Source organism: Sphingomonas melonis (genome assembly GCF_013409985.1).
Classification (GTDB): Bacteria; Pseudomonadota; Alphaproteobacteria; order Sphingomonadales; family Sphingomonadaceae; genus Sphingomonas; species Sphingomonas melonis_A.
In genome coordinates, this window is record NZ_JACCBY010000002.1 from 171104 (window position 1) to 190178 (window position 19075).

Sequence of the window (19075 nt, forward strand, 5' to 3'; positions counted from 1 at the left end):
GCAGGATATGACCGACTCCATGACCTTCTACCCACGGTGACGCCCGCCGCCCGCACGCAGGCCGCGATCGAACTCCTCGATGACGTGATCGCCGCCGCGCGTGGCGGCGGCGCGGCCGCGGACACGCTGATCGCGCGCTATTTCGCCACCCGCCGCTACGCCGGGTCGAAGGACCGCCGCGCGGTGCGCGACCTCGTCTATGCCGCGATCCGTCGCGCCGGCGAGGTTCCTGCCTCGGGCCGTGCCGCGATGCTCGCCGTCGCGGCGGATGACGCGGCGGTCGCGGCGACCTTCGACGGCTCGACCCACGGGCCGGCACCGATCGGGGCGGGCGAGGCGGCGGCGGCCGGCGGCGTCATGCCCGCCTGGCTCGCCGACGCGCTCGCGGCGTCGGGGATCACCGCGGAGCAACAGGCGGCGCTGATCGCCCGTGCGCCGCTCGACATCCGCGTCAATCGCCTGCTGGCGGACCCCGCCACCCTCGCCGCCCAACTCGGCGGCGCGCCGATCCCCGGATTGCCGGATGCGCTGCGTCTGCCGGCGGGCACCAACGTCGATACCTTCGCCGGTCAGGCCGAGGTGCAGGACGCCGGCAGCCAGATCGTCAGCCTTGCCGCCCAGGCACAGCCCGGCCAGCGCATCGTGGACCTGTGCGCGGGCGGCGGCGGCAAGACGCTCGCGCTCGCCGCGATGATGCGCAACGAGGGTCATATCCTTGCCGCCGACATCGATCGCGGGCGTTTGTCGCGGCTCGCCCCCCGCGCCGCAAAGGCAGGCGTCACCATCGTCGAGACGCGCCTGCTCGATCCCCGGCGCGAGGCGGAAGCCCTTGCTGATTGGGCGGCAGATGCCGACACCGTGCTGATCGACGCGCCCTGTTCGGGCACCGGCACCTGGCGCCGCAATCCGGAGGCGCGCTGGCGGCTGACGCCGGACCGCCTCGCCGGGTTCGTCGCGCAGCAGCGGCACGTGCTGGCGGTGGGCGCGGCCCTGGTCCGTCCCGGCGGCGCGCTCGTCTACATCACCTGCTCGCTGCTCGACGCCGAGGGGGCGGCGCAGGTCGACGCCTTCCTCGCCGATCATCCCGGCTGGACCGCCGCACCGCTCGATCTGCCTGCCGGATCACCGCGCGGAAAGGGCCTCCGCCTCGACCCGGCGAGCGATGACACCGATGGCTTTTTTGTCGCGCGGCTCACCCGCCCCTGCTAATCCTGCTGTCGTGCCCCCAGTGGAGACCTTCATGCGCGTTACGTCCGTCGCTCTTGCCGCTGCGCTGACCCTCGTTTGCGTTTCGACCTCGCTCAGCGGCCAGCGACCCGACGACCAGATCGACGCGCGCTCGCTGCAATTGCTGGCGCAGGGCCGCGCGGCCAAGGCTGCCGGCAACCTCGACGGCGCCACCGATCTGCTCGAAACCGCGGTGGCGGTCGACCCGCGCAACCGGCAGGCGTTCGTGACGCTCGCCGAGGTGGCCGAGGCACGCGGCCTGCCCGGCAAGGCGATCCGCCTGTATCGCGAGGCGCTGACGCTCGAACCCAATGACGTCGCCGCGCTACGCGGGCAGGGCGAGGCCCTGGTCGCCAAGGGCGCGGTGGCCATCGCCAAGACCAATCTCGCCAAGATCCGCACGCTCTGCAAGACGACCTGCCCCGAGGCCAACCAGCTCGCGGCGGTGATCGCCAAGGGCCCGCCGGTGACCACCGCGCAGGCCGAGACGAAGCCGGCGGCACCCAAGGAATAAACTCCTCCTCGGCCTGGGGAGGGGAGCCGCGCTGCACCGCGGCGTGGTGGAGGGGCTTCCTCAAGCGCAAGATCTGGGAAGGCCCGCTCCGTCACCGCTACGCGGTGCCGCCCGCCCCGTGCCGGGCAGGGCAATCGCATATGGGCACAATGTGAGCCGTTCGTGTCCCAAACCCACCCCGTCACCCCGGACTTGTTCCGGGGTCCACTCTGCGGCGAGGGGATCGGCTCGATGGGACACCGCTCTCTTGTGGCCCGGTGTACCCCGGAACGACTCCGGGGTGACGGATCTTACTAGGAAACCGATCAAGCCTCATTACCGCAGCCAAAGAGGAACAGACTGCCGAACCGCCTCGTCTTTAGACAAAGCATCAGGCCTCTAAGAACAGCCCTCGCCGCCCACCACCCGCGCCAAAGCGACGAATGCGTCGACGCTCACCGTTTCCGCCCGTCGCGTCGGATCGATCCCGATCTGCTCCAGCCCCGCCAAGGCACCCGGCACGCCCTTCAGGCTCTGCCGCAGCATCTTGCGCCGCTGGCCAAAGGCGGCGGCGGTGATCCGCTCCAGCACGCGGACCTCGACGCCTTCCGGCACCGCGCCCGGCACGATATGCACGACCGCCGACATCACCTTCGGCGGCGGGGTGAAGGCCGATCGATGCACGGGCATCGCGATCCGCGCCTGCGACCGCCACTGGCTCAGCACCGCCAGCCGGCCATAGGCATCGTCGCCGGCGGAGGCGACGATCCGCTCGGCGACTTCCTTCTGGAACATCAGCGTCAGCGACTGCCACCACGGTTGCCAGTCTGCCGTTAGCCAGCCGACCAGCAGCGCCGTGCCGACGTTATAGGGCAGGTTGGAGACGATATGCGGCCGACCGGCGAACAGCGAGGGGGCGTCCACCTCGAGCGCATCGCCCTCGATCACCCGCAGCTTGCCCGGAAAGGCCTCGCCCAGCTCGGCCAGCGCCGGGATGCAGCGCCGGTCGCGCTCGATCGCGGTGACGCTCGCCCCCGCCGCGAGCAGGGCACGCGTCAGGCCACCGGGTCCCGGCCCGACCTCAAGCACCTCCGCGCCGTTCAGATCGCCCGGAACCGCCGCGATCCGCGCCAGCAACTGACCGTCGAACAGGAAATTCTGGCCCAGCGCCTTGCTGGCGTTGAGCCCGTAACGCGCGATCACCTCGCGCAGGGGCGGCAGCTTGCCGCCCGCGGGTTGATCGGTCATGCTCGCGCGCGGCGGTCGGCCGCCTGGCCCGCCAGGGCGATCGCGGCGATCATCGCACCGGGGTGCGCCTGGTCCCGACCGGCGATGCCGAACGCGGTGCCGTGATCGGGCGACGTCCGCACCACCGGCAGGCCCAGCGTCATGTTGACGCCCTCGTCGAAATGCAGCGTCTTGATCGGCACCAGCGCCTGATCGTGATAGCAACACAGCACCGCATCATAGCCGGCGCGGGCACGGGCGTGGAACATCGTGTCGGCCGGGAAGGGACCGCTGGCGTTGATCCCCTCGGCGCGCAGCTGCGCGATCGCAGGTTCGAGGATGTCGATCTCCTCGCGCCCGATCGCGCCGCCTTCGCCCGCATGCGGATTGAGCCCGGCAAACGCCAGCCGCGGCGAGGCGATGCCGAAATCGCGGATCAGGCCGGAGGCGGTCGCACGGCCCTTGGCGACGATCAGCTCGACCGACAGCAGCGACGGCACCTGCGCCAGCGGCACATGCGCGGTCATCGGCACGACGCGCAGGCTCGGCCCGGCGAGCATCATCACCGCATCCTCGGCGGCAACCCCGCAGCGTTCGGCCACGAACTCGGTCTGGCCGGGATGGTTGAAGCCGATGCCGTACAATTGCGCCTTCGAGACGGGGCCGGTGACCAGCGCCCGCGCCGCGCCGCTGCGCACCAGCGCGATCGACTGTTCCAGCGCCTGCAAGGCAGCGCGGGCGCCACCGACCTCGGGCGTGCCGGGCGTCACCGGCCCGGCATCGCCGACCGCGAGAACGGGCAAGGCGCGCTCGAACACCGCCGCCGCCTCGCCGATGTCGTTGATCGCCTCGACGGGGCCGCTCCATACCCGGCGCGCCACCGCGGGATCGCCGACCAGCGCAAAGTGCGGCAGGCTGCGCAGCGCACGCACCGCCCAGCTTTTGGCGATGATCTCCGGCCCGATCCCGGCGGGATCACCCATCGAGATCGCGAGCGGCGCCTGCGTCATGTCAGCGATACTCGATGACCGCGTCGCGCCGCAGATCGCGCAGCTTGCTCTGCGCGCGCAGGTTGACGCGCTGCTGTTCGAGCTGCCCCTGGATCTGCGCCGCGCCGGGGACCGACGATTGCTGCGGATCGTCGCGACCGCACAGCACCAGCGCGCGGACGCCCTCGGTCGGTGAGCCGAACGGCGGGGTGGCCTGGCCGACCTGCAGCTTCAGCAGGATCTCCTGCAACTGCGGCGGCAGGTCGCGGATGCGGACCGAATCATTGTCGACCACCTCGGCGCCGATCGTCGCGGCGACCTTCTCGACCGTACCGCAACCCTGGATCGACTGGACCGTCTTGGCGAAGGTCGCGGCGCGCACCTGCGCCTGTGCCTGCGTCGTGCCGGCGGGGAAGGCGACGGTGAGCTGCTTCAGGCTGAGCCGCGCATCGCGCGGGTCGGCCGCACCAATCGTGCGCTTGTCGGTGAGATACAGGATCGAGAAGCCGCCCGGCGTCTCGATCGGGCCGGCGACCTGGCCGACCTGCATCTGCTGCGCCGCATCGGCGAGCGGCTGCGGCAGGGTCACGAGCCGGATCCAGCCGAGATCACCGCCGACGCCGCGCGTCGAGGCTTCGGAATAGTTGCGTGCGAACAGTTCGAACGGCTGCTGCGCCTTCTGGATCTCGGCGATGATCTGCTTGGCCTTGGCGAACACCTCGGCGCGGTTGCCGTCGTTGGCACTCAGGTAGATCTCGCGGAGGTTGTATTCCTCGGTCCCGCGCGACGCCTCGATCCGCTTCTGGATCGCGCTCACCTCTTCGTCGCCGACGTTGACGAACGGCTCGATCTTGCGGCGCAGATAGCGGCTCCAGGCGAGTTCGCCCTCGATCGCGCGGCGCAACGTGCGCTCGGACGAGCCCGCCTTGCGCAGCGCGACGCGCAGCTGCGGCACGGTCATGTTGAACCGCTTGGCGAGGCCCGCCTCGCTCTGGTCGAGCTCCGCTGCGGTGACAGTGATCTCGGCGCTCTTGGCCTCCTGGATCTCCAGCGTCTCGTCGATCAGCTGGCGCAGGATCTGAAGCTTGAACTCGTCCATCTGCTCGGGCGCCGGCCCGCGGCCGCCGTTGTTGAAGACGGTCAGCGCCAGCCGCTGGTCGACGTCGGTGCCGGTGATGACCGTGTCGTTGACGATCGCCGTCGGCTTGCGGACATTGGGATCGAGCTTGCCGAAGATCTGGAGGTTGGCCGGGATGTTCAGGTTCGTTTCGGGCACCTGCTGGTCGGGCACCGTCTGCGCGACCGCGCCGGTGGCGATCGCCGCCAGCGCGAGCCAGCTCATGGTGCGACCGATGCGGGCGCTGCGTCGATGGTTATGCGTCACGTTCTTCCGTTACCCCAAAGCTCAGGCCGCGCGTCGGACGCGATACCTGTTCCGGTCATGCCTCGATCCAGCTGAACTGCGGCTTAGCGCCCGAGGTTGGTCAAGGCCAGCGTCAACAGGAAGCTGTTGCCCGACCGCGCGTCGCCCGTATCCTGGTAATCGCGCCGCCACGTCATGCCCAGTCGCAGGCAATCGTCCTCATATTGGACGCCGAGCCGGTGGCGGATCGGGTCGAACCCGTCGGACAGCGACTGCGGGTCTTCACTCCGGTCGGTCAGGTCGATGACGGTCGAGCCGAACACCGACCAGAAGCGGGCGAACTGCACCCGCCCGGCGAGCCGCACCTCCTCGCGATCCTGCAAATCCTCGATCGCGGGGAAGATGTTGCGGTTGAGGCGCAGATAGCCGGCGAGGATATAGGTCGAGCGCGATCCGACCGTCGCATCCACCTCGTTGCGGCGCACCGCGAACCCGTCCTTGTCGAGTCGATATCGGTGGGTGATCGACACGAAGTCGCGGATGCGCAGCGTCGTACGCCCGACGAAATCCGAGAAGCGGTCGCTGAGCCCGGTGCCGTTCGGCAGGATCGTCGGCCGCTCCGACAGGCGATAGCTCTGGCCGATGACCGTGTCGAAGGTCACGCCTGGCAGCGCCACCGCCCATTCCGCGCCATAGGTCGCGCGGCTGCTGTCCTCGAACCGGTCGTAGCCGGCGAAGCGGTTGAGCGCGAACAGGTTCGAATCCTCCAGATCGACCGCGCGCGCATCTTCGTTGGGGACATCAAGATTGGCGACCTTGGGGCTGGCGACGATCTGCAGGCGCGGCGTCAGCCGCTGCGTGCCGCCCATGAACGCGCCGACGAACGGCCATTTGATATCCGCCGCCAGCGCGCCGATCGCGCGCGCCTGAAAGCCGTCGATCCCGCGATAGCTCGCGACCGTCGTCAGCAGCGAGTTGCGCGTGTTGTACGCATCGGCGCGGGCATAAGCGGTGAAGGTCACCTCCTGACCCCAGTTCGTCAGGCGCCGCAGGTCCCATTGTCCGGCGACGAAGGCGCGCTGCGTATCCTGCCCCTCGGTCCGGGTGATCGCCAGCGTATTGGCCTGCAATTGCAGCTTGCCGCCGACCAGATCCATCCGCTTGCGGAAGTCCATCTCGGGCAGCGCGATCGGCTGGTTGCCCTGCGGATCGTTGACGCGCAGGCTCTGCACGTACCAGCCGGTCAGCGCGAAATAGGTGTTGGGATCGATCCGCTCGAGCGAGGCGGTCGTGCGCAGCCGATCGTCGCGCGAGATGTCGTAGCGGCGCAGGAAGGTACGATCGCTGGCGAGCCGTACCGAACCGCTGACGCTCCAATTGGGCGAGAGCTGGTAGCGCGCGATACCGTCGATATAGCCGCGGAAGGCGCGCTCGGTATCGGTCGGCGTCACCGTGTTGAGGTCGTCGCTGCGCCGGCTCTCGGTCGCATAGCCGGTGACCTGGAAGGCGCCATGCGTGCCCAGCGCCTCGTAGCGCGCCTCCATCATCGGCAGCACTTCGGAGAAGACGTGCGGCGTGAGCGTCAGCCCCTTGTTGGGCGCCAGCCGGAAGTAATAGGGGGTGACCAGTTCGAGCCCGTTGACCCGGTCGAGCTGCAGATCGGGCGCGAGCAGGCCGCTCTCCGACCCGCCGCCGACGGGCATCGAGAAGGCGGGCAGCGGCAGCGCCGGCAGTCCGAACAGGTGGAACTGGCCGCCGCCGAAATAGACGCGCTCGCGATCGGGTCGATAGGTGATGCGCACCGCGGTGATCTGCCACGACGGGGTCTTGGGACAGCCCTCCGACGTCTGGACCGCGCACGGCGTATAGGCCGCCTTGTCGAGCTGCATCGAGCCGTCGGTCCGCCGCGTGCCGCGCTCCGCCGCCATGCGACCACCCTGTTCGAGCACGACCAGCATGTTCTGGACGACCCCGTCCTTCAGCGAATCGGTCAGCTCGATCGAATCGCCGAAGGCGACATCGCCTTCCGGGTTGGTCACCGCGATATTGCCGGTCGCGACGACCTTGCCGGTCTTGCGGTTCCAGACGACCTTGTCGGCGCGCAGCCGGTCGCCCTGACGGAACATCCGCACCTCGTCGAGCGCGGTCACCGTATCGGCGTTGCTGTCATAGTCGAGGCTGCCGGCGCTGAACTGCACCTGATCGTTGCCGGCGGGAGTCGCCAGTGCAGGATCGTTCGCCGGCGGCGGAGCGACCGGGCGGTTCTGCAGGTCCTGCGCCGCCGCCGGGGCGACGAGAAGGGCCGCGGCGAGCGCACAGCCGGCCATAAGGTCGAAACGCAACACGATTATCCGAATACCCTTTCGGCGTGGCCGGCGTCGCCCTGAACGGCGCCGCACCCGCGCCTGCCTATCGCATCACCGGCGCGGCGCTGCAATCGTTGTGCTTGCCGCCCGGCGACCTTAGATCACGCGTCTGTTTCAGTGCCAGGAAGTCACCCTACATGCAGATCGCCTTCTCGTCCGCCGCCGCCACCGCCCCCGCGATCCTCGCGCTGCCGATCGAGAAGGATCTCGCCGGCCGTGCCAGCTGGGCGGGTCTCGGCGACGCGCATCAGGCGCTCGCCACCGCCGCGGCGCGCGCCGCGCGCTTCGACGGCGAGGCCGGTTCGCTCGTCGAGCTGTTCGTCGCGGAAGGCGACACCACCCGCCAGGTGCTGCTGCTCGGTGTCGGCGCCAATGGCGAAGCCGATTGGGAAAAGGCGGGCGGCGCGCTCGTCGCCAAGCTGCTCACCTCCGGCGCGACCGACGTGACGGCGGACCTGTCCGCCGCCAGCCCGACACCGAAGGCCGCCGCGCGCTTCGCCGCCGCCGCGGCGCAGCGCGCGTGGCGCTATGATCAATATCGCACCAAATTGCCCGAAAAGCAGAAGCCGACGCTCGCCACGCTGACGATCGTCGGGGCGCCCGCCGAGACCGACGCCGCCTGGGCCGCGCAGCATGCGGTGACGCAGGGCCTCGAACTCACCCGCAACCTCGTCGCCGCACCGCCGAACATCCTCTATCCCGAAAGCTTCGTCGAGCAGGTCCGCGCCAGCGTCGAGGGGCTCGGCCTTGAAATCATCGTCGTCGACGAGGCGGAGATGGCCGAACACGGCATGGGCGCATTGCTCGGCGTCAGCCAGGGTTCGGTGCGCGAGGCACGCATCCTCGCGCTCAAGTGGAACGGCGCGGGCGAGGGCGATCCGGCGCTGGCGCTGGTCGGCAAGGGCGTCACCTTCGACACCGGCGGCATCTCGCTCAAGCCGGGTGCCGGCATGGAAGACATGAAGTGGGACATGGGTGGCGCCGGCGCGGTCGCGGGCACGATGAAGGCGCTCGCCGCGCGTAAGGCGAAGCTCAACGTCGTCGGCGTGATGGGCCTTGTCGAGAACATGCCCGATGGCAACGCGCAGCGCCCGGGCGACGTCGTCACGTCGATGTCCGGCCAGACGATCGAGATCCTCAACACCGATGCCGAGGGCCGGCTGGTGCTCGCCGATGCGATCACCTGGACGCAGAAGACGTTCCGCCCGAAGACGATCATCGACCTCGCGACCCTCACCGGCGCGATGATCGTCAGCCTCGGGAACGAATATGGCGGTCTGTTCTCCAACGACGACGGGCTTGCCGACACGCTCCTCGCCGCCGGCCTCGCGACGGGCGACAAATTGTGGCGCTTCCCGCTGTCCGACACCTACAACAAGCTGATCGACTCGCCGATCGCCGACATGAAGAACGTCGGCCCGCGCGGCGCCGGCTCGATCACCGCGGCGCAGTTCATCCAGCGCTTCGTCGATGAGGGCGTCGCCTGGGCGCATCTCGACATCGCCGGGATGGTCTGGAGCGACAAGGCCGGCGCCACCTACGACAAGGGCGCGACGGGCTATGGCGTCCGCCTGCTCGACCGCGCGATCGCGGACCATTTCGAGGGCTGAGCCGATCGCCCTCCTCGTAGGGGAGGGCGAGGTGGGGGGGGCCGTGCCATTGGTGCTGGTCCCACCTCACGGCCGCCCCCTCCCACGGGGGCGGCTGCCTCGTCGCACGCCGATGATCGGCAGGGGTGACGCCGCCCTGCCGGCACGCTAACCCGTGCCGCGATGCAGGTCGACTTCTACCATCTCACCGCGACGCCGCTCGACCGTGCGCTCCCGCAGATCGCCGCCAAGGTCGTGGAAACCGGCAACCGCCTGCTCATCGTCAGCGCGCGCGACGAGCAGCGCGCCGAGATCGATCGTCTGCTCTGGGTCTATCGCGCCGACAGCTTCCTGCCGCATGCCCAACTCGGAGCGGGTGACGACGCGCTCCAGCCGATCCTGATCGCGCCGGAGGTGCGGCCGGCGAACAGTGCCCGCTACGTCGCGCTGGTCGACGGCGAGTGGCGGGACGCAGCGCTCGACTTCGACCGCGCCTTCCACTTCTTCGAAGACGAATTCATCCGCCCCGCGCGCGATGCCTGGCGCGCGTTGGGCGCGCGCGACGGGGTCGAGCGCCGCTATTGGAAACAGAACGACGCCGGGCGCTGGGAGCAGGCGGCTTGAGGTGATCGCGCCCGCCGCACAGGCGTGCACAGCGACATCACTGCCGGCCGTGGTCACATGGTCGCCCCACCCGAAGCGGTTGCAAACGCAGCGGCCCCCGACTAGGGCGGCGCCACTTCAAAAACGTCCCAGAACCACAGGAGCCCGTGACCATCATGGCCGCGAACCGTACCTTTTCGATCATCAAGCCCGACGCCACCCGCCGCAACCTGACCGGTGCGGTTACCAAGATGCTCGAAGAGGCCGGCCTGCGCGTCGTCGCTTCGAAGCGCATCCAGATGACCCGCGAACAGGCCGAGGGCTTCTATGCGGTCCATCGCGAGCGTCCGTTCTTCAACGACCTCGTCAGCTTCATGATCTCGGGTCCGGTCGTCGTGCAGGTGCTCGAAGGCGAGAATGCGATGCAGCGCAACCGCGACATCATGGGCGCGACCAACCCCAAGGATGCCGCACCTGGCACGATCCGCAAGGAGCTCGCCGAGTCGATCGAGGCGAACACCGTCCACGGTTCGGATTCGGACGAGAATGCCGAGATCGAGATCGCCTATTTCTTCAAGCCCGAAGAAATCGTCGGCTGATGACCTGGCGGCTGCGGCGCGCGTCCGCTGAGGACGCGCCCGCGGTCGCTCTGGTGGCGGCCGCGAGTTTCCTCACCACCTTCGCCGGCATCCTCGACGGTGCCGACATCATCGCCCATGTCGCGAAGAACAGCTCGGTCGAGCGTTTCGCCGCATGGACCGCCGATCCCGACAGCATCGTCACCCTCGCCGAGCATCCCGATGGTGCCGCGCCGGTCGGCTATACGCTGCTGACGCTGCCGGACCTGCCGTTGGCGACGGGGCAGGGCGATATCGAGCTTCGCCGCATCTACACGCTGCCCGCCACTTATGGCACCGGCCTCGGTCAAGCGCTGATGGAGCGTGCGATGACGGACGCCCGTGCAATGGGAAAGAGCCGCATGCTGCTGGGTGTTTACGGCGGCAATGATCGCGCCCGCGCCTTCTACGACCGCCAGGGCTTCGCCATTGCCGGCCAGCGCCAATTCCAAGTCGGCGCAAAGCTCCACGACGACGTCATCTACGCGCGCCCCCTCTAAATCCTCCCCCGCCAGGGGGAGGTGGCACGCCGACGGCGTGACGGAGGGGGAGGACACGGCGAAGCGCTATGATCGCGCTCCCACCCCGTCCTCCCGCCTCCGTCAGCGCGGTGCGGTGCCATCTTCCCCTTGCGGAGGAAGGGATCGGATCACGCGGCCGCGAAGACGCCGTCGTCGTCCATGACGTGCAGCTGTCCGTCGGCGATCGCGAAATAGGCGCCGCGCAGCTTCAGCGTGCCCGCCGCCTCGCGTTCGGTGACGAACGGGAAGGTGCGCAGGTTCTCGATGCTGACGCGGACCGCTTCATGCTCCAGCTCGCGCTTGGCATCGAGACCGTCGCCGAACTTCGCCTTCACCTTGTCGCGCGCGCCGTCGAGCAGGCCGACCCAGTCGGAGATGAAGCCGCCTTCACCCGGCTTGCTGTCCTTGAACCCGCCCGACAGCGCCGCGGCACAGCCACCGCACGAGGCGTGTCCCATCACCACCACTTCGGGCACCTCGAGCTGCGTCACCGCGAACTCGACCGCGGCCGACACGCCGTGATAGCCCTTGCTGGTCTCGAACGGCGGGACGAGGTTGGCGACGTTGCGAACCGTGAAGATTTCGCCGGGCGCGACGTCGAAAATCTGCATCGGATCGACGCGGCTGTCGGAACAGGCGATCACCATGACCTTGGGGTCCTGGCCCTGGCTCAGCTGGCTCCAGCGCTCGCGCTGCTCGGTCCAGCCCTTGGCGCGAAACCGGCGATAGCCTTCGACCATGTCGGCGAAATCGGTCATTGTACCTCCGTTATGTGTCCGTTTCGGCTGCTATAACGCATAGTTGTGCGGAGTGTCCCGGCTTCGTCGCGCGGGCAAAGCTTCTTCACAAATCGCATGATGGTTGTTCACAATCGACTTGATCGCTATCTCGCGGATCATGAACGAGATGACACCGCTCGCCCGTCCGGAACGCCTGCGCAAGCCGGACTGGATCCGCGTCAAAGCGCCGACCTCGGCGGGGTTCGCCGCGACGCGCGAACTGATGCGCTCCAAGAGCCTGACGACCGTCTGCGAAGAGGCGGCGTGCCCGAACATCGGCGAATGCTGGTCGAAGAAGCATGCGACGGTGATGATCCTCGGTGACACCTGCACGCGTGCCTGCGCCTTCTGCAACGTCAAGACCGGCATGCCCCGCGCCGTCGACCCGATGGAGCCCAACAATGTCGCCGACGCCGCGGCGCAGATGGGGCTGGAGCATATCGTCGTCACCTCGGTCGATCGCGACGATTTGCCCGATGGTGGTGCCAAGCAGTTCGTGAAGGTGATCGAGGCGATCCGCCGCTCGAATCCCCGGACCACGATCGAAATCCTCACGCCGGATTTCCGCAACAAGCATGAGGCGGCGGTCGAGGCGATCGTCGCGGCGCGCCCGGACGTGTACAACCACAATCTCGAGACGGTGCCGCGGCTCTATCCGACGATCCGCCCCGGCGCGCGCTATTATGCGTCGATCCGCCTGCTGGAGAGCGTGAAGAAGCTCGACCCGTCGATCTTCACCAAGTCGGGCGTGATGCTCGGCCTGGGTGAGCAGCGGCTCGAAGTGCACCAGGTGATGGACGACATGCGCTCGGCCGACATCGATTTCCTGACGATGGGCCAGTATCTCCAGCCGACGCCGCGGCATGCGAAGGTCGCCGAATTCGTGACGCCCAAGGCGTTCGACAGCTATGCTGCCATCGCCCGCGCCAAGGGGTTCCTGCTGGTCGCGTCGTCGCCGCTGACCCGGTCGAGCTATCACGCCGGTGACGATTTCGCGAAGATGCGCGACGCCCGCGCGGCGAAGCTCGCCCAGAGCCAGACGGCGCAGACCGCGAGCGTTCGTGCCTAAGCATTCCGAAACACGCCATCTGCCCTACACCCCCGAGCAGATGTTCGACATGGTCGCCGACGTGAAGCGCTACCCGGAGTTCCTGCCCTGGGTCAGCGCGATGCGCGTGCGCCAGGACAGCGACACCGCGACGCTCGCCGACATGATCGTCGGCTTCAAGGGCCTGCGCGAGACCTTCACCTCGAAGGTCGAGAAGGTGCGGCCCGAAAGCGTCCATGTCGAATATATCGACGGTCCGCTGAAGTATCTGCACAACGACTGGCGCTTCCGCGCGGAGGAGGGCGGCTGCGCGGTCGACTTTACGGTCGACTTCCAGTTCAAGAACCGGATGTTCGAGATGCTGGCGGGGCAGGTCTTCGGCGTCGCGCTGCGCCGGATGATCGGCGCCTTTGAAGACCGCGCCAAGGTGCTTTACGGCAGCAGCAGTTCCAGCGCGACCAGCGCGGCCTGAAGCCGAATCCCACCGCGGCCGAGATCGCCGAACGCCTTGCGATCCGCGTGGACGTCGGACGGATCGCCGCCTTTCTCCGCCCTTGCGAAAACGACGGTGCCGACCGGCTTCTTGATCGAGCCGCCGCCGGGACCCGCGACGCCGGTGATCGCCACCGCGACATCGGCGCCGCTGTTCTCCAGCGCGCCCTGCGCCATGCTCCATGCCACCGCGATCGATACCGCACCGAACGTCTCCAGCACGTCGCTGTTGACCTTGAGCAGCTTCATCTTGGCATCGTTGGAATAGGTCACGAAGCTGGCGCCGAACACGTCGGACGATCCCGGCACTTCGGTGATCGCCGCCGCAACGAGGCCGCCGGTGCAGCTTTCCGCGACCGCGATCGTGCGGCCGGCGGCACGGTTCGCCTCGACGACCCTGGTCGCGGCCTCGATCAGCTCGCGGGGAAGCAGCGTGTCCATCAGCGTTGGCCCTCCGGGCACAGCGGCAGGTCGGGCACCGCGATCGCCTTGCCCTTTGCCTTCTCGCCCTTGAAATAGCGCAGCGTGGTGACGATCACGCCGGCGGTGTTCTGCGGCGGCAGCGGCGCCAGTTGCGTCACGAAGCGGTCGATCGTCCCGCAATCAGCCGGATTGATCCGTCCGACCAGCAGCGGCGCCAGCGCCGCGGTGAGCAACGGGCGCGCGAATTCCGACTGGAGCAGCGAATCGATCATCGGGTCGGACAGTTTGACGATCGCCGCGCGCGCGTTCGGCCATGCCCGATCCGCCGCCGCCTGATAGCGGCCGAGGAACTCGCTGTCGGTCCGTCGGACGAGGCTGGAAGGGGACAGCCGCGTCGCGCAGATGATGCCGGTCTGCTGGATGATATCGGGCAGCGCCACCAGCGTCATCGCCTCCGCCTCGGGCGTGGTGATGCAGCGCGTCTGCGCCTCGGCCGACGATGCGGCGAGCAGCGCGACGATCGCGATCAGCGCCCTCATCGCGGCAGGCTCACGGTCGCCACCGCCTGTGCGGCGATCCCCTCGCCGCGGCCGGTGAAGCCGAGCCGTTCGGTCGTCGTCGCCTTGATGCTCACCCGGTCCTCGGACAGACCCAGCAGCGCGCCGATCCGCGCCCGCATCGCCGCGCGGTGCGGGCCGATCTTGGGCGCCTCGCAGATCAGGGTCAGGTCGACGAAATCGATCCGGCCGCCCTTGTCGGCGATCAGCCGTGCGGCATGTTGCAGGAACTGGGCCGAATCCGCGCCCTTCCACTGCGGGTCAGACGGCGGGAAGTGCGTCCCGATATCGCCCGCCGCGATCGTACCGAGCAAGGCGTCGGTGAGCGCGTGCAGGCCGACATCGGCGTCGCTATGCCCCGACAACCCCTTGTCGTGCGGGATCAGTACCCCGCCAAGCCACAATTCCTCGCCCGCCTCGAGGCGATGCACGTCGAACCCCGACGCGCTGCGCGTCTCCCAGGTCACACGGGCCTCTGCGGCGGCGAAATCCTCTGGATGCGTTACCTTATCGAGCATCGCATCGCCCTGCACCAAAGCGACGCTCCCGCCAAGCCGGCGCACCATCTGGGCATCGTCGGTCGCCTCGTCATCCTCCGGCCAGGCGGCATGCGCCGCCCGCAGCGACGCGACGCGGAACCCCTGCGGCGTCTGGACGCGCGACAGTCCGTCGCGCGGCACCACCGCCCCGTCGCGCACCAACGTGTCCGCCACCGCCAGCACCGGCATCGCCGCGTCCGCCGCGTCGAGCGCCGCCAGCACGCGGTCGATCACCGCCGCCGGCACGAACGGCCGTGCCGCGTCATGGACCAGCACGCGGTCGCCGCCGACTACGGCAAGCCCACGCGCCACCGACTCGCGCCGCGTCGTACCGCCGACCACCGTACGCACGTCGCCCAGCGCCGTCGCGACCAGAGGCTCGGCACCGGCCGCGATGACCACGACCACCTCGTCGATCGCCGGATGCCCCGCGAACGCGCCATAGGCATGCGCGATCAGCGGCTTGCCCGCGACCTGCACATATTGTTTGGGGAGCGCGCCGCCCGCGCGCGAGCCGCTGCCCGCCGCCACGATCAGCGCCGTCGTCCGAGGTCGATCCGTCATCGCGCCCCTGTAGCCGCCCGCCCGCAACCTTGCCAGCGCCGCTGCAAGCCGCTAAACGGATGCCCAATTTTCAGGCAGATCATGGCAGCTCTCACGCCCATCCAGATCGGTCCCGTGCGGATCGACCATCCCGTCGTCCTGGCGCCGATGACTGGCGTCACCGACATGCCGTTCCGCACGCTCGTGCGGCGCTATGGCTCCGGCCTCAACGTCACCGAGATGATCGCGAGCCAGGCGGCGATCCGTGAGACCCGCCAGTCGATCCAGAAGGCGGCCTGGCACCTCTCCGAAGAGCCGGTATCGATGCAGCTCGTCGGCTGCACCCCCTATGAGATGGCCGAGGCTGCCAAGCTCGCCGAGGATCGCGGCGCGGCGATCATCGACATCAACATGGGCTGCCCGGTGCGCAAGGTGACCAATGGCGACGCCGGCTCGGCGTTGATGCGCGATCTCAAGCTTGCCGCGCAACTCGTTGATGCAGTGGTGAAAGCGGTCAAGGCGCCGGTCACGCTCAAGATGCGCATGGGGTGGGATCTCGACACTCTCAACGCGCCCGAACTGTCGCGCATCGCGCAGGATCTTGGCGTCCAGCTGATCACCGTCCACGGCCGGACCCGCAACCAGATGTACAAGGGCAGTGCCGACTGGCGCTTCATCCGTACGGTCAAGGACGCGGTGACCATTCCGGTGATCGCCAACGGCGACATCTGCACGATCGACGACGCCGTCACCGCGCTCGAACACTCGAGTGCCGATGGCATCATGATCGGCCGTGGCGCCTACGGCCGGCCTTGGCTGCTCGGTCAGGTGATGGACTATCTGGCGACCGGCAACCGCCGCCCCGACCCGTCGCTCGACGAACAATATCGCGTGATTACGGAGCATTATGACGCGATGCTCGACCATTATGGCACGGTCACCGGCGTCAACATGGCGCGCAAGCACATCGGCTGGTACACCAAGGGGCTGACCGGCTCGGCCGAGTTCCGCAACGCGGTCAACCAGCAGCCGGACGCCGCGGTTGTCAAGCGGATGCTCGCCGACTTCTACGCCCCGCATCGCGACCAGCCCGTCCAGCAGGCTGCCTGACGCGGGGATGGCGCAGCACACCGGCGTCACCTCCGGCCGGCCCGGCTTTGCCGAGCTGTTCGCAGCGCTGCCGGTCGCCGTCGTCGTGGTCGACCCGGACGATCGCATCGCCCATGCCAATGGCCTGGCGGAACAGTTGCTCAACCTGTCCGAACGGGTGATGCGCGGCCAGCCGCTCGCCGCGATCCTGCCGCCGCCGGCAACCGATGAGCGGCGCGAAGGGCAGGGCTTCGCCTTCTACGATACCGAGATCGCGACGCCGCATGGCCCGAAGATCCGCGTCGACTTCGTCGAGGCGGCGGTGCCCGATCATCCCGGCTGGCGCGCGATCACCCTCCACACCGCCGCGAGCAACCGCGGCCTCGCTAAGTCCGGGCGCAGCGCCGGCGCCCGTGCGGCGAGCGGTGCCGCGGCGATGCTCGCGCATGAGATCAAGAATCCGCTCTCCGGCATCCGTGGCGCTGCGCAGCTGCTCGGCACCGGCGAGCTCACCACGCTGATCGTCACCGAGGTCGACCGGATCGCCGCGCTGATCGACCGGATGCAGGATTTCAGCGACACCCGCCCGCTGCCGATCGTGCCGGAGAACATCTATCCGCTGATCGGCCACGCCCGCCGGCTCGCGCTCGCCGGCTTCGCGCGCGGCGTCGCGATCGAGGAGCGGTTCGATCCATCGCTGCCGCCTGCGGCGATCAACCGCGACGCGCTGTTGCAGATCCTCATCAACCTTCTCAAGAATGCGGTGGAAGCCAATCGATCGGTGCGCGATCCCCGTATCGTGATCACCACCGCCTATCGCCACGGCATGTCGGTCGCCGCCGCGCCGGGCAAGCCGCGCACGCCGCTCCCCATCGAGATCTGCGTGATCGACAATGGCCCTGGCGCGCCCGCCGACATCGTCGATCATCTGTTCGACGCCTTCGTCTCGGGCCGGCCGGAGGGGCAGGGGCTCGGCCTCGCCCTGGTCGACAAGCTGGTGCGAGACATGGGCGGCATCGTCCAATATGCCCGCGAAGGAACTCCGGAAATGACGACGCTCCGCCTCCTGCTGCCGCGTGCCGCCGCATGACCCGCGTCCTCGTCGTCGACGACGATGCCGCGATCCGCACCGTTGTCGCACAGGCACTGCGCCGCGCCGGCCATGACGTGCAGACCGCCGAGACGCTGGCGCAGCTCGACCGGATGCTCGCCACGCGCGTGCCGGACGTGCTCATCACCGACGTCGTGCTGCCCGACGGGGACGGCATCGCCCGTGCCAAGGAGGTGGGCGAGCGGCTGCCACAGCTGCCGATCATCATCCTCTCGGCGCAGAACACGCTGACCACCGCGGTGCGCGCGGCCGAGGTCGGCGCATACGAATACCTCCCCAAGCCGTTCGATCTCGACGATCTCACCCGTGCCGTGACCGGCGCGCTCGCCCGCGGTGCGGTGATGCCGCAGCCCGAGGCGAGCGAGGACCCGGCGTTGCCGCTGATCGGCCGCTCGCCGGCGATGCAGGACGTCTATCGCGTCATCGCGCGCGTCCTCTCCAACGACCTTACCGTGCTGATCTCGGGTGAGTCCGGCACCGGCAAGGAGCTCGTGGCACGGGCGATCCACGACCTCGGCCCGCGCCGCGCCGCGCCCTTCGTCGCGATCAACATGGCCGCGATCCCGCGCGAGCTGATCGAGGCCGAGCTCTTCGGCCATGAGCGCGGCGCCTTCACCGGCGCGGCGATGCGCAACGCGGGGCGGTTCGAACAGGCGGCGGGCGGCACCTTGTTCCTCGACGAGATCGGCGACATGCCGATGGAGGCGCAGACCCGGCTGCTGCGCGTGCTGCAATCGGGCGAGTTCACCACGGTCGGCGGCGCCCGCACGATGCGCGCCGACGTCCGCGTCGTCGCCGCCACCAACCGCGACCTGACCCAGCAGGTCGCCTCAGGCCAGTTCCGCGAGGATTTGTTCTACCGGCTCAACGTCGTGCCGATCGCCTTGCCGGCGCTGCGCGAACGGCGGCAGGATATCCCCCTGCTTGCCCGCCACTTCCTCGAAATGGCGGTGGCGCAGGGGCTTCCGCGTCGTCAGTTGAGCGATGCCGCGCAGGCATCGCTCACCGCCCACGACTGGCCAGGCAACGTGCGCGAGCTCGAGAATCTGATGCGCCGCCTCGCGGTGCTCGCCCGCGACGAACTGATCGACGCGGCGACGATCCGCGACCTGCTCGGCGCGCCCGGCACGCCATCCGAAGGCTCGGACCCGGGCATCGCCGAGGCGGTCCGCCACCTTGTCGAACGCATCGCCCGCGAGCGCCCCGGCGCCCTTGACGACGGCACGCTCTACGACCGCGTCATCGGCGAAGTCGAACGCCCGCTGATCGAGGCCATGCTGGCCCGCCACGGCGGCAACCAGCTCCGCGCCGCGCGCGCGCTCGGCCTCAACCGCAACACCTTGCGCAAGCGGCTGGATACGTTGGGCATCAGCGCACGCTCCGACGACTGAGCTGCACGCTTCGATCCGCCGCGCCCGAATGCCTCCCAGCGCAGCCGGGAGTGACGCAGGCCGGATCAAGATCAAGTCCAGCTTCTCCCCCTGGCGGGGAGGAGTTGC

General features: G+C 68.9%; 19 protein-coding genes. 11 read left to right on the top strand and 8 right to left on the bottom strand.

The window, feature by feature from the left end; genetic code table 11:
- Positions 1-36: 36 nt before the first annotated feature.
- Both HD841_RS07470 and HD841_RS07475 read left to right on the top strand, forming a co-directional pair.
- A complete protein-coding gene (locus HD841_RS07470; protein WP_179508272.1) occupies positions 37-1209 on the top strand; it encodes an RsmB/NOP family class I SAM-dependent RNA methyltransferase in 1173 nt (390 codons plus the stop codon).
- Positions 1210-1240: 31 nt separating this feature from the next.
- Entirely contained in the window at positions 1241-1741 is a 501-nt protein-coding gene (locus HD841_RS07475) for a tetratricopeptide repeat protein (protein WP_179508273.1), read from the top strand.
- A gap of 378 nt (positions 1742-2119) precedes the next feature.
- On the opposite strand, the gene rsmA is transcribed toward HD841_RS07475, so the two are convergent.
- The 4 genes from rsmA to HD841_RS07495 form a co-directional block, all read right to left on the bottom strand.
- On the bottom strand, positions 2120-2968 hold the full coding sequence (rsmA, locus tag HD841_RS07480) for a 16S rRNA (adenine(1518)-N(6)/adenine(1519)-N(6))-dimethyltransferase RsmA (RefSeq protein ID WP_179508274.1): 849 nt from the start codon (positions 2966-2968) through the stop codon (positions 2120-2122).
- Positions 2965-3957, bottom strand: coding sequence for a 4-hydroxythreonine-4-phosphate dehydrogenase PdxA (gene pdxA / locus HD841_RS07485; protein WP_179508275.1), 993 nt, complete (start codon positions 3955-3957; stop codon positions 2965-2967). The genes rsmA and pdxA overlap by 4 nt, the downstream gene beginning before the upstream one ends.
- Before the next feature lies 1 nt (position 3958).
- The gene (locus tag HD841_RS07490; RefSeq protein WP_218845482.1) at positions 3959-5278 is read right to left on the bottom strand and encodes a peptidylprolyl isomerase; all 1320 of its coding nucleotides are present in this window, start codon (positions 5276-5278) and stop codon (positions 3959-3961) included.
- Between the two features lie 125 nt (positions 5279-5403).
- Complete coding sequence (locus HD841_RS07495) at positions 5404-7626, bottom strand: LPS-assembly protein LptD (protein WP_179508808.1); 2223 nt, start codon at positions 7624-7626, stop codon at positions 5404-5406.
- A 176-nt stretch (positions 7627-7802) separates the two neighbouring features.
- On the opposite strand from HD841_RS07495, the gene HD841_RS07500 reads away from it, so the two are divergent.
- From HD841_RS07500 to HD841_RS07515, 4 genes are all read left to right on the top strand, one after another.
- A complete protein-coding gene (locus tag HD841_RS07500; protein ID WP_179508277.1) occupies positions 7803-9275 on the top strand; it encodes a leucyl aminopeptidase in 1473 nt (490 codons plus the stop codon).
- Between the two features lie 162 nt (positions 9276-9437).
- The gene (locus HD841_RS07505; RefSeq protein WP_179508278.1) at positions 9438-9878 is read left to right on the top strand and encodes a DNA polymerase III subunit chi; all 441 of its coding nucleotides are present in this window, start codon (positions 9438-9440) and stop codon (positions 9876-9878) included.
- Positions 9879-10033: 155 nt separating this feature from the next.
- Entirely contained in the window at positions 10034-10456 is a 423-nt protein-coding gene (ndk, locus tag HD841_RS07510; RefSeq protein ID WP_179508279.1) for a nucleoside-diphosphate kinase, read from the top strand.
- Complete coding sequence (locus HD841_RS07515) at positions 10456-10974, top strand: GNAT family N-acetyltransferase (RefSeq protein ID WP_179508280.1); 519 nt, start codon at positions 10456-10458, stop codon at positions 10972-10974. Before ndk ends, HD841_RS07515 begins: the two co-directional genes overlap by 1 nt.
- A 149-nt stretch (positions 10975-11123) precedes the next feature.
- Here HD841_RS07515 and HD841_RS07520 read toward each other — a convergent pair whose 3' ends face one another.
- Positions 11124-11753, bottom strand: a complete 630-nt coding sequence (locus tag HD841_RS07520) for a carbonic anhydrase (protein WP_179508281.1) — start codon at positions 11751-11753, stop codon at positions 11124-11126.
- Between the two features lie 139 nt (positions 11754-11892).
- On the opposite strand from HD841_RS07520, the gene lipA reads away from it, so the two are divergent.
- On the top strand, positions 11893-12843 hold the full coding sequence (gene lipA, locus HD841_RS07525; protein WP_179508282.1) for a lipoyl synthase: 951 nt from the start codon (positions 11893-11895) through the stop codon (positions 12841-12843).
- Positions 12836-13294 carry a type II toxin-antitoxin system RatA family toxin gene (locus HD841_RS07530; protein ID WP_179508283.1) on the top strand — a complete coding sequence of 153 codons (459 nt, stop codon included), beginning with the start codon at positions 12836-12838 and terminating at the stop codon, positions 13292-13294. Before lipA ends, HD841_RS07530 begins: the two co-directional genes overlap by 8 nt.
- On the opposite strand, the gene HD841_RS07535 is transcribed toward HD841_RS07530, so the two are convergent.
- From HD841_RS07535 to HD841_RS07545, 3 genes are read right to left on the bottom strand one after another with little or no spacing between them, the layout of a single operon-like run.
- On the bottom strand, positions 13255-13755 hold the full coding sequence (locus HD841_RS07535; protein WP_179508284.1) for a CinA family protein: 501 nt from the start codon (positions 13753-13755) through the stop codon (positions 13255-13257). The two genes, HD841_RS07530 and HD841_RS07535, sit on opposite strands and share 40 nt — an antisense overlap.
- A complete protein-coding gene (locus tag HD841_RS07540; protein WP_179508285.1) occupies positions 13755-14276 on the bottom strand; it encodes a hypothetical protein in 522 nt (173 codons plus the stop codon). The genes HD841_RS07535 and HD841_RS07540 overlap by 1 nt, the downstream gene beginning before the upstream one ends.
- Positions 14273-15397, bottom strand: coding sequence for a bifunctional 2-C-methyl-D-erythritol 4-phosphate cytidylyltransferase/2-C-methyl-D-erythritol 2,4-cyclodiphosphate synthase (locus tag HD841_RS07545; protein WP_179508286.1), 1125 nt, complete (start codon positions 15395-15397; stop codon positions 14273-14275). The genes HD841_RS07540 and HD841_RS07545 overlap by 4 nt, the downstream gene beginning before the upstream one ends.
- An 81-nt stretch (positions 15398-15478) precedes the next feature.
- On the opposite strand from HD841_RS07545, the gene dusB reads away from it, so the two are divergent.
- From dusB to ntrC, 3 genes are read left to right on the top strand one after another with little or no spacing between them, the layout of a single operon-like run.
- Positions 15479-16486 (top strand): tRNA dihydrouridine synthase DusB, encoded by a 1008-nt coding sequence (dusB, locus tag HD841_RS07550; protein WP_179508287.1) that lies wholly within the window; start codon positions 15479-15481, stop codon positions 16484-16486.
- A 7-nt stretch (positions 16487-16493) separates the two neighbouring features.
- Positions 16494-17555, top strand: a complete 1062-nt coding sequence (locus tag HD841_RS07555) for a two-component system sensor histidine kinase NtrB (protein WP_179508288.1) — start codon at positions 16494-16496, stop codon at positions 17553-17555.
- Positions 17552-18967 carry a nitrogen regulation protein NR(I) gene (ntrC, locus tag HD841_RS07560; protein ID WP_179508289.1) on the top strand — a complete coding sequence of 472 codons (1416 nt, stop codon included), beginning with the start codon at positions 17552-17554 and terminating at the stop codon, positions 18965-18967. The genes HD841_RS07555 and ntrC overlap by 4 nt, the downstream gene beginning before the upstream one ends.
- The last annotated feature ends 108 nt before the right edge of the window (positions 18968-19075 follow it).

Excerpts from the sequence above, each read along its gene's own strand:
- HD841_RS07475 (WP_179508273.1), top strand. The coding sequence starts at position 1,241 with ATGCGCGTTACGTCCGTCGCTCTTGCCGCTGCGCTGACCCTCGTTTGC.
- rsmA (WP_179508274.1), bottom strand. The coding sequence starts at position 2,968 with ATGACCGATCAACCCGCGGGCGGCAAGCTGCCGCCCCTGCGCGAGGTG.
- pdxA (WP_179508275.1), bottom strand. The coding sequence starts at position 3,957 with ATGACGCAGGCGCCGCTCGCGATCTCGATGGGTGATCCCGCCGGGATC.
- HD841_RS07490 (WP_218845482.1), bottom strand. The coding sequence starts at position 5,278 with ATGAGCTGGCTCGCGCTGGCGGCGATCGCCACCGGCGCGGTCGCGCAG.
- HD841_RS07495 (WP_179508808.1), bottom strand. The coding sequence starts at position 7,626 with ATGGCCGGCTGTGCGCTCGCCGCGGCCCTTCTCGTCGCCCCGGCGGCG.
- HD841_RS07500 (WP_179508277.1), top strand. The coding sequence starts at position 7,803 with ATGCAGATCGCCTTCTCGTCCGCCGCCGCCACCGCCCCCGCGATCCTC.
- HD841_RS07505 (WP_179508278.1), top strand. The coding sequence starts at position 9,438 with ATGCAGGTCGACTTCTACCATCTCACCGCGACGCCGCTCGACCGTGCG.
- ndk (WP_179508279.1), top strand. The coding sequence starts at position 10,034 with ATGGCCGCGAACCGTACCTTTTCGATCATCAAGCCCGACGCCACCCGC.
- HD841_RS07515 (WP_179508280.1), top strand. The coding sequence starts at position 10,456 with ATGACCTGGCGGCTGCGGCGCGCGTCCGCTGAGGACGCGCCCGCGGTC.
- HD841_RS07520 (WP_179508281.1), bottom strand. The coding sequence starts at position 11,753 with ATGACCGATTTCGCCGACATGGTCGAAGGCTATCGCCGGTTTCGCGCC.
- lipA (WP_179508282.1), top strand. The coding sequence starts at position 11,893 with ATGAACGAGATGACACCGCTCGCCCGTCCGGAACGCCTGCGCAAGCCG.
- HD841_RS07535 (WP_179508284.1), bottom strand. The coding sequence starts at position 13,755 with ATGGACACGCTGCTTCCCCGCGAGCTGATCGAGGCCGCGACCAGGGTC.
- HD841_RS07540 (WP_179508285.1), bottom strand. The coding sequence starts at position 14,276 with ATGAGGGCGCTGATCGCGATCGTCGCGCTGCTCGCCGCATCGTCGGCC.
- HD841_RS07545 (WP_179508286.1), bottom strand. The coding sequence starts at position 15,397 with ATGACGGATCGACCTCGGACGACGGCGCTGATCGTGGCGGCGGGCAGC.
- dusB (WP_179508287.1), top strand. The coding sequence starts at position 15,479 with ATGGCAGCTCTCACGCCCATCCAGATCGGTCCCGTGCGGATCGACCAT.
- HD841_RS07555 (WP_179508288.1), top strand. The coding sequence starts at position 16,494 with ATGGCGCAGCACACCGGCGTCACCTCCGGCCGGCCCGGCTTTGCCGAG.
- ntrC (WP_179508289.1), top strand. The coding sequence starts at position 17,552 with ATGACCCGCGTCCTCGTCGTCGACGACGATGCCGCGATCCGCACCGTT.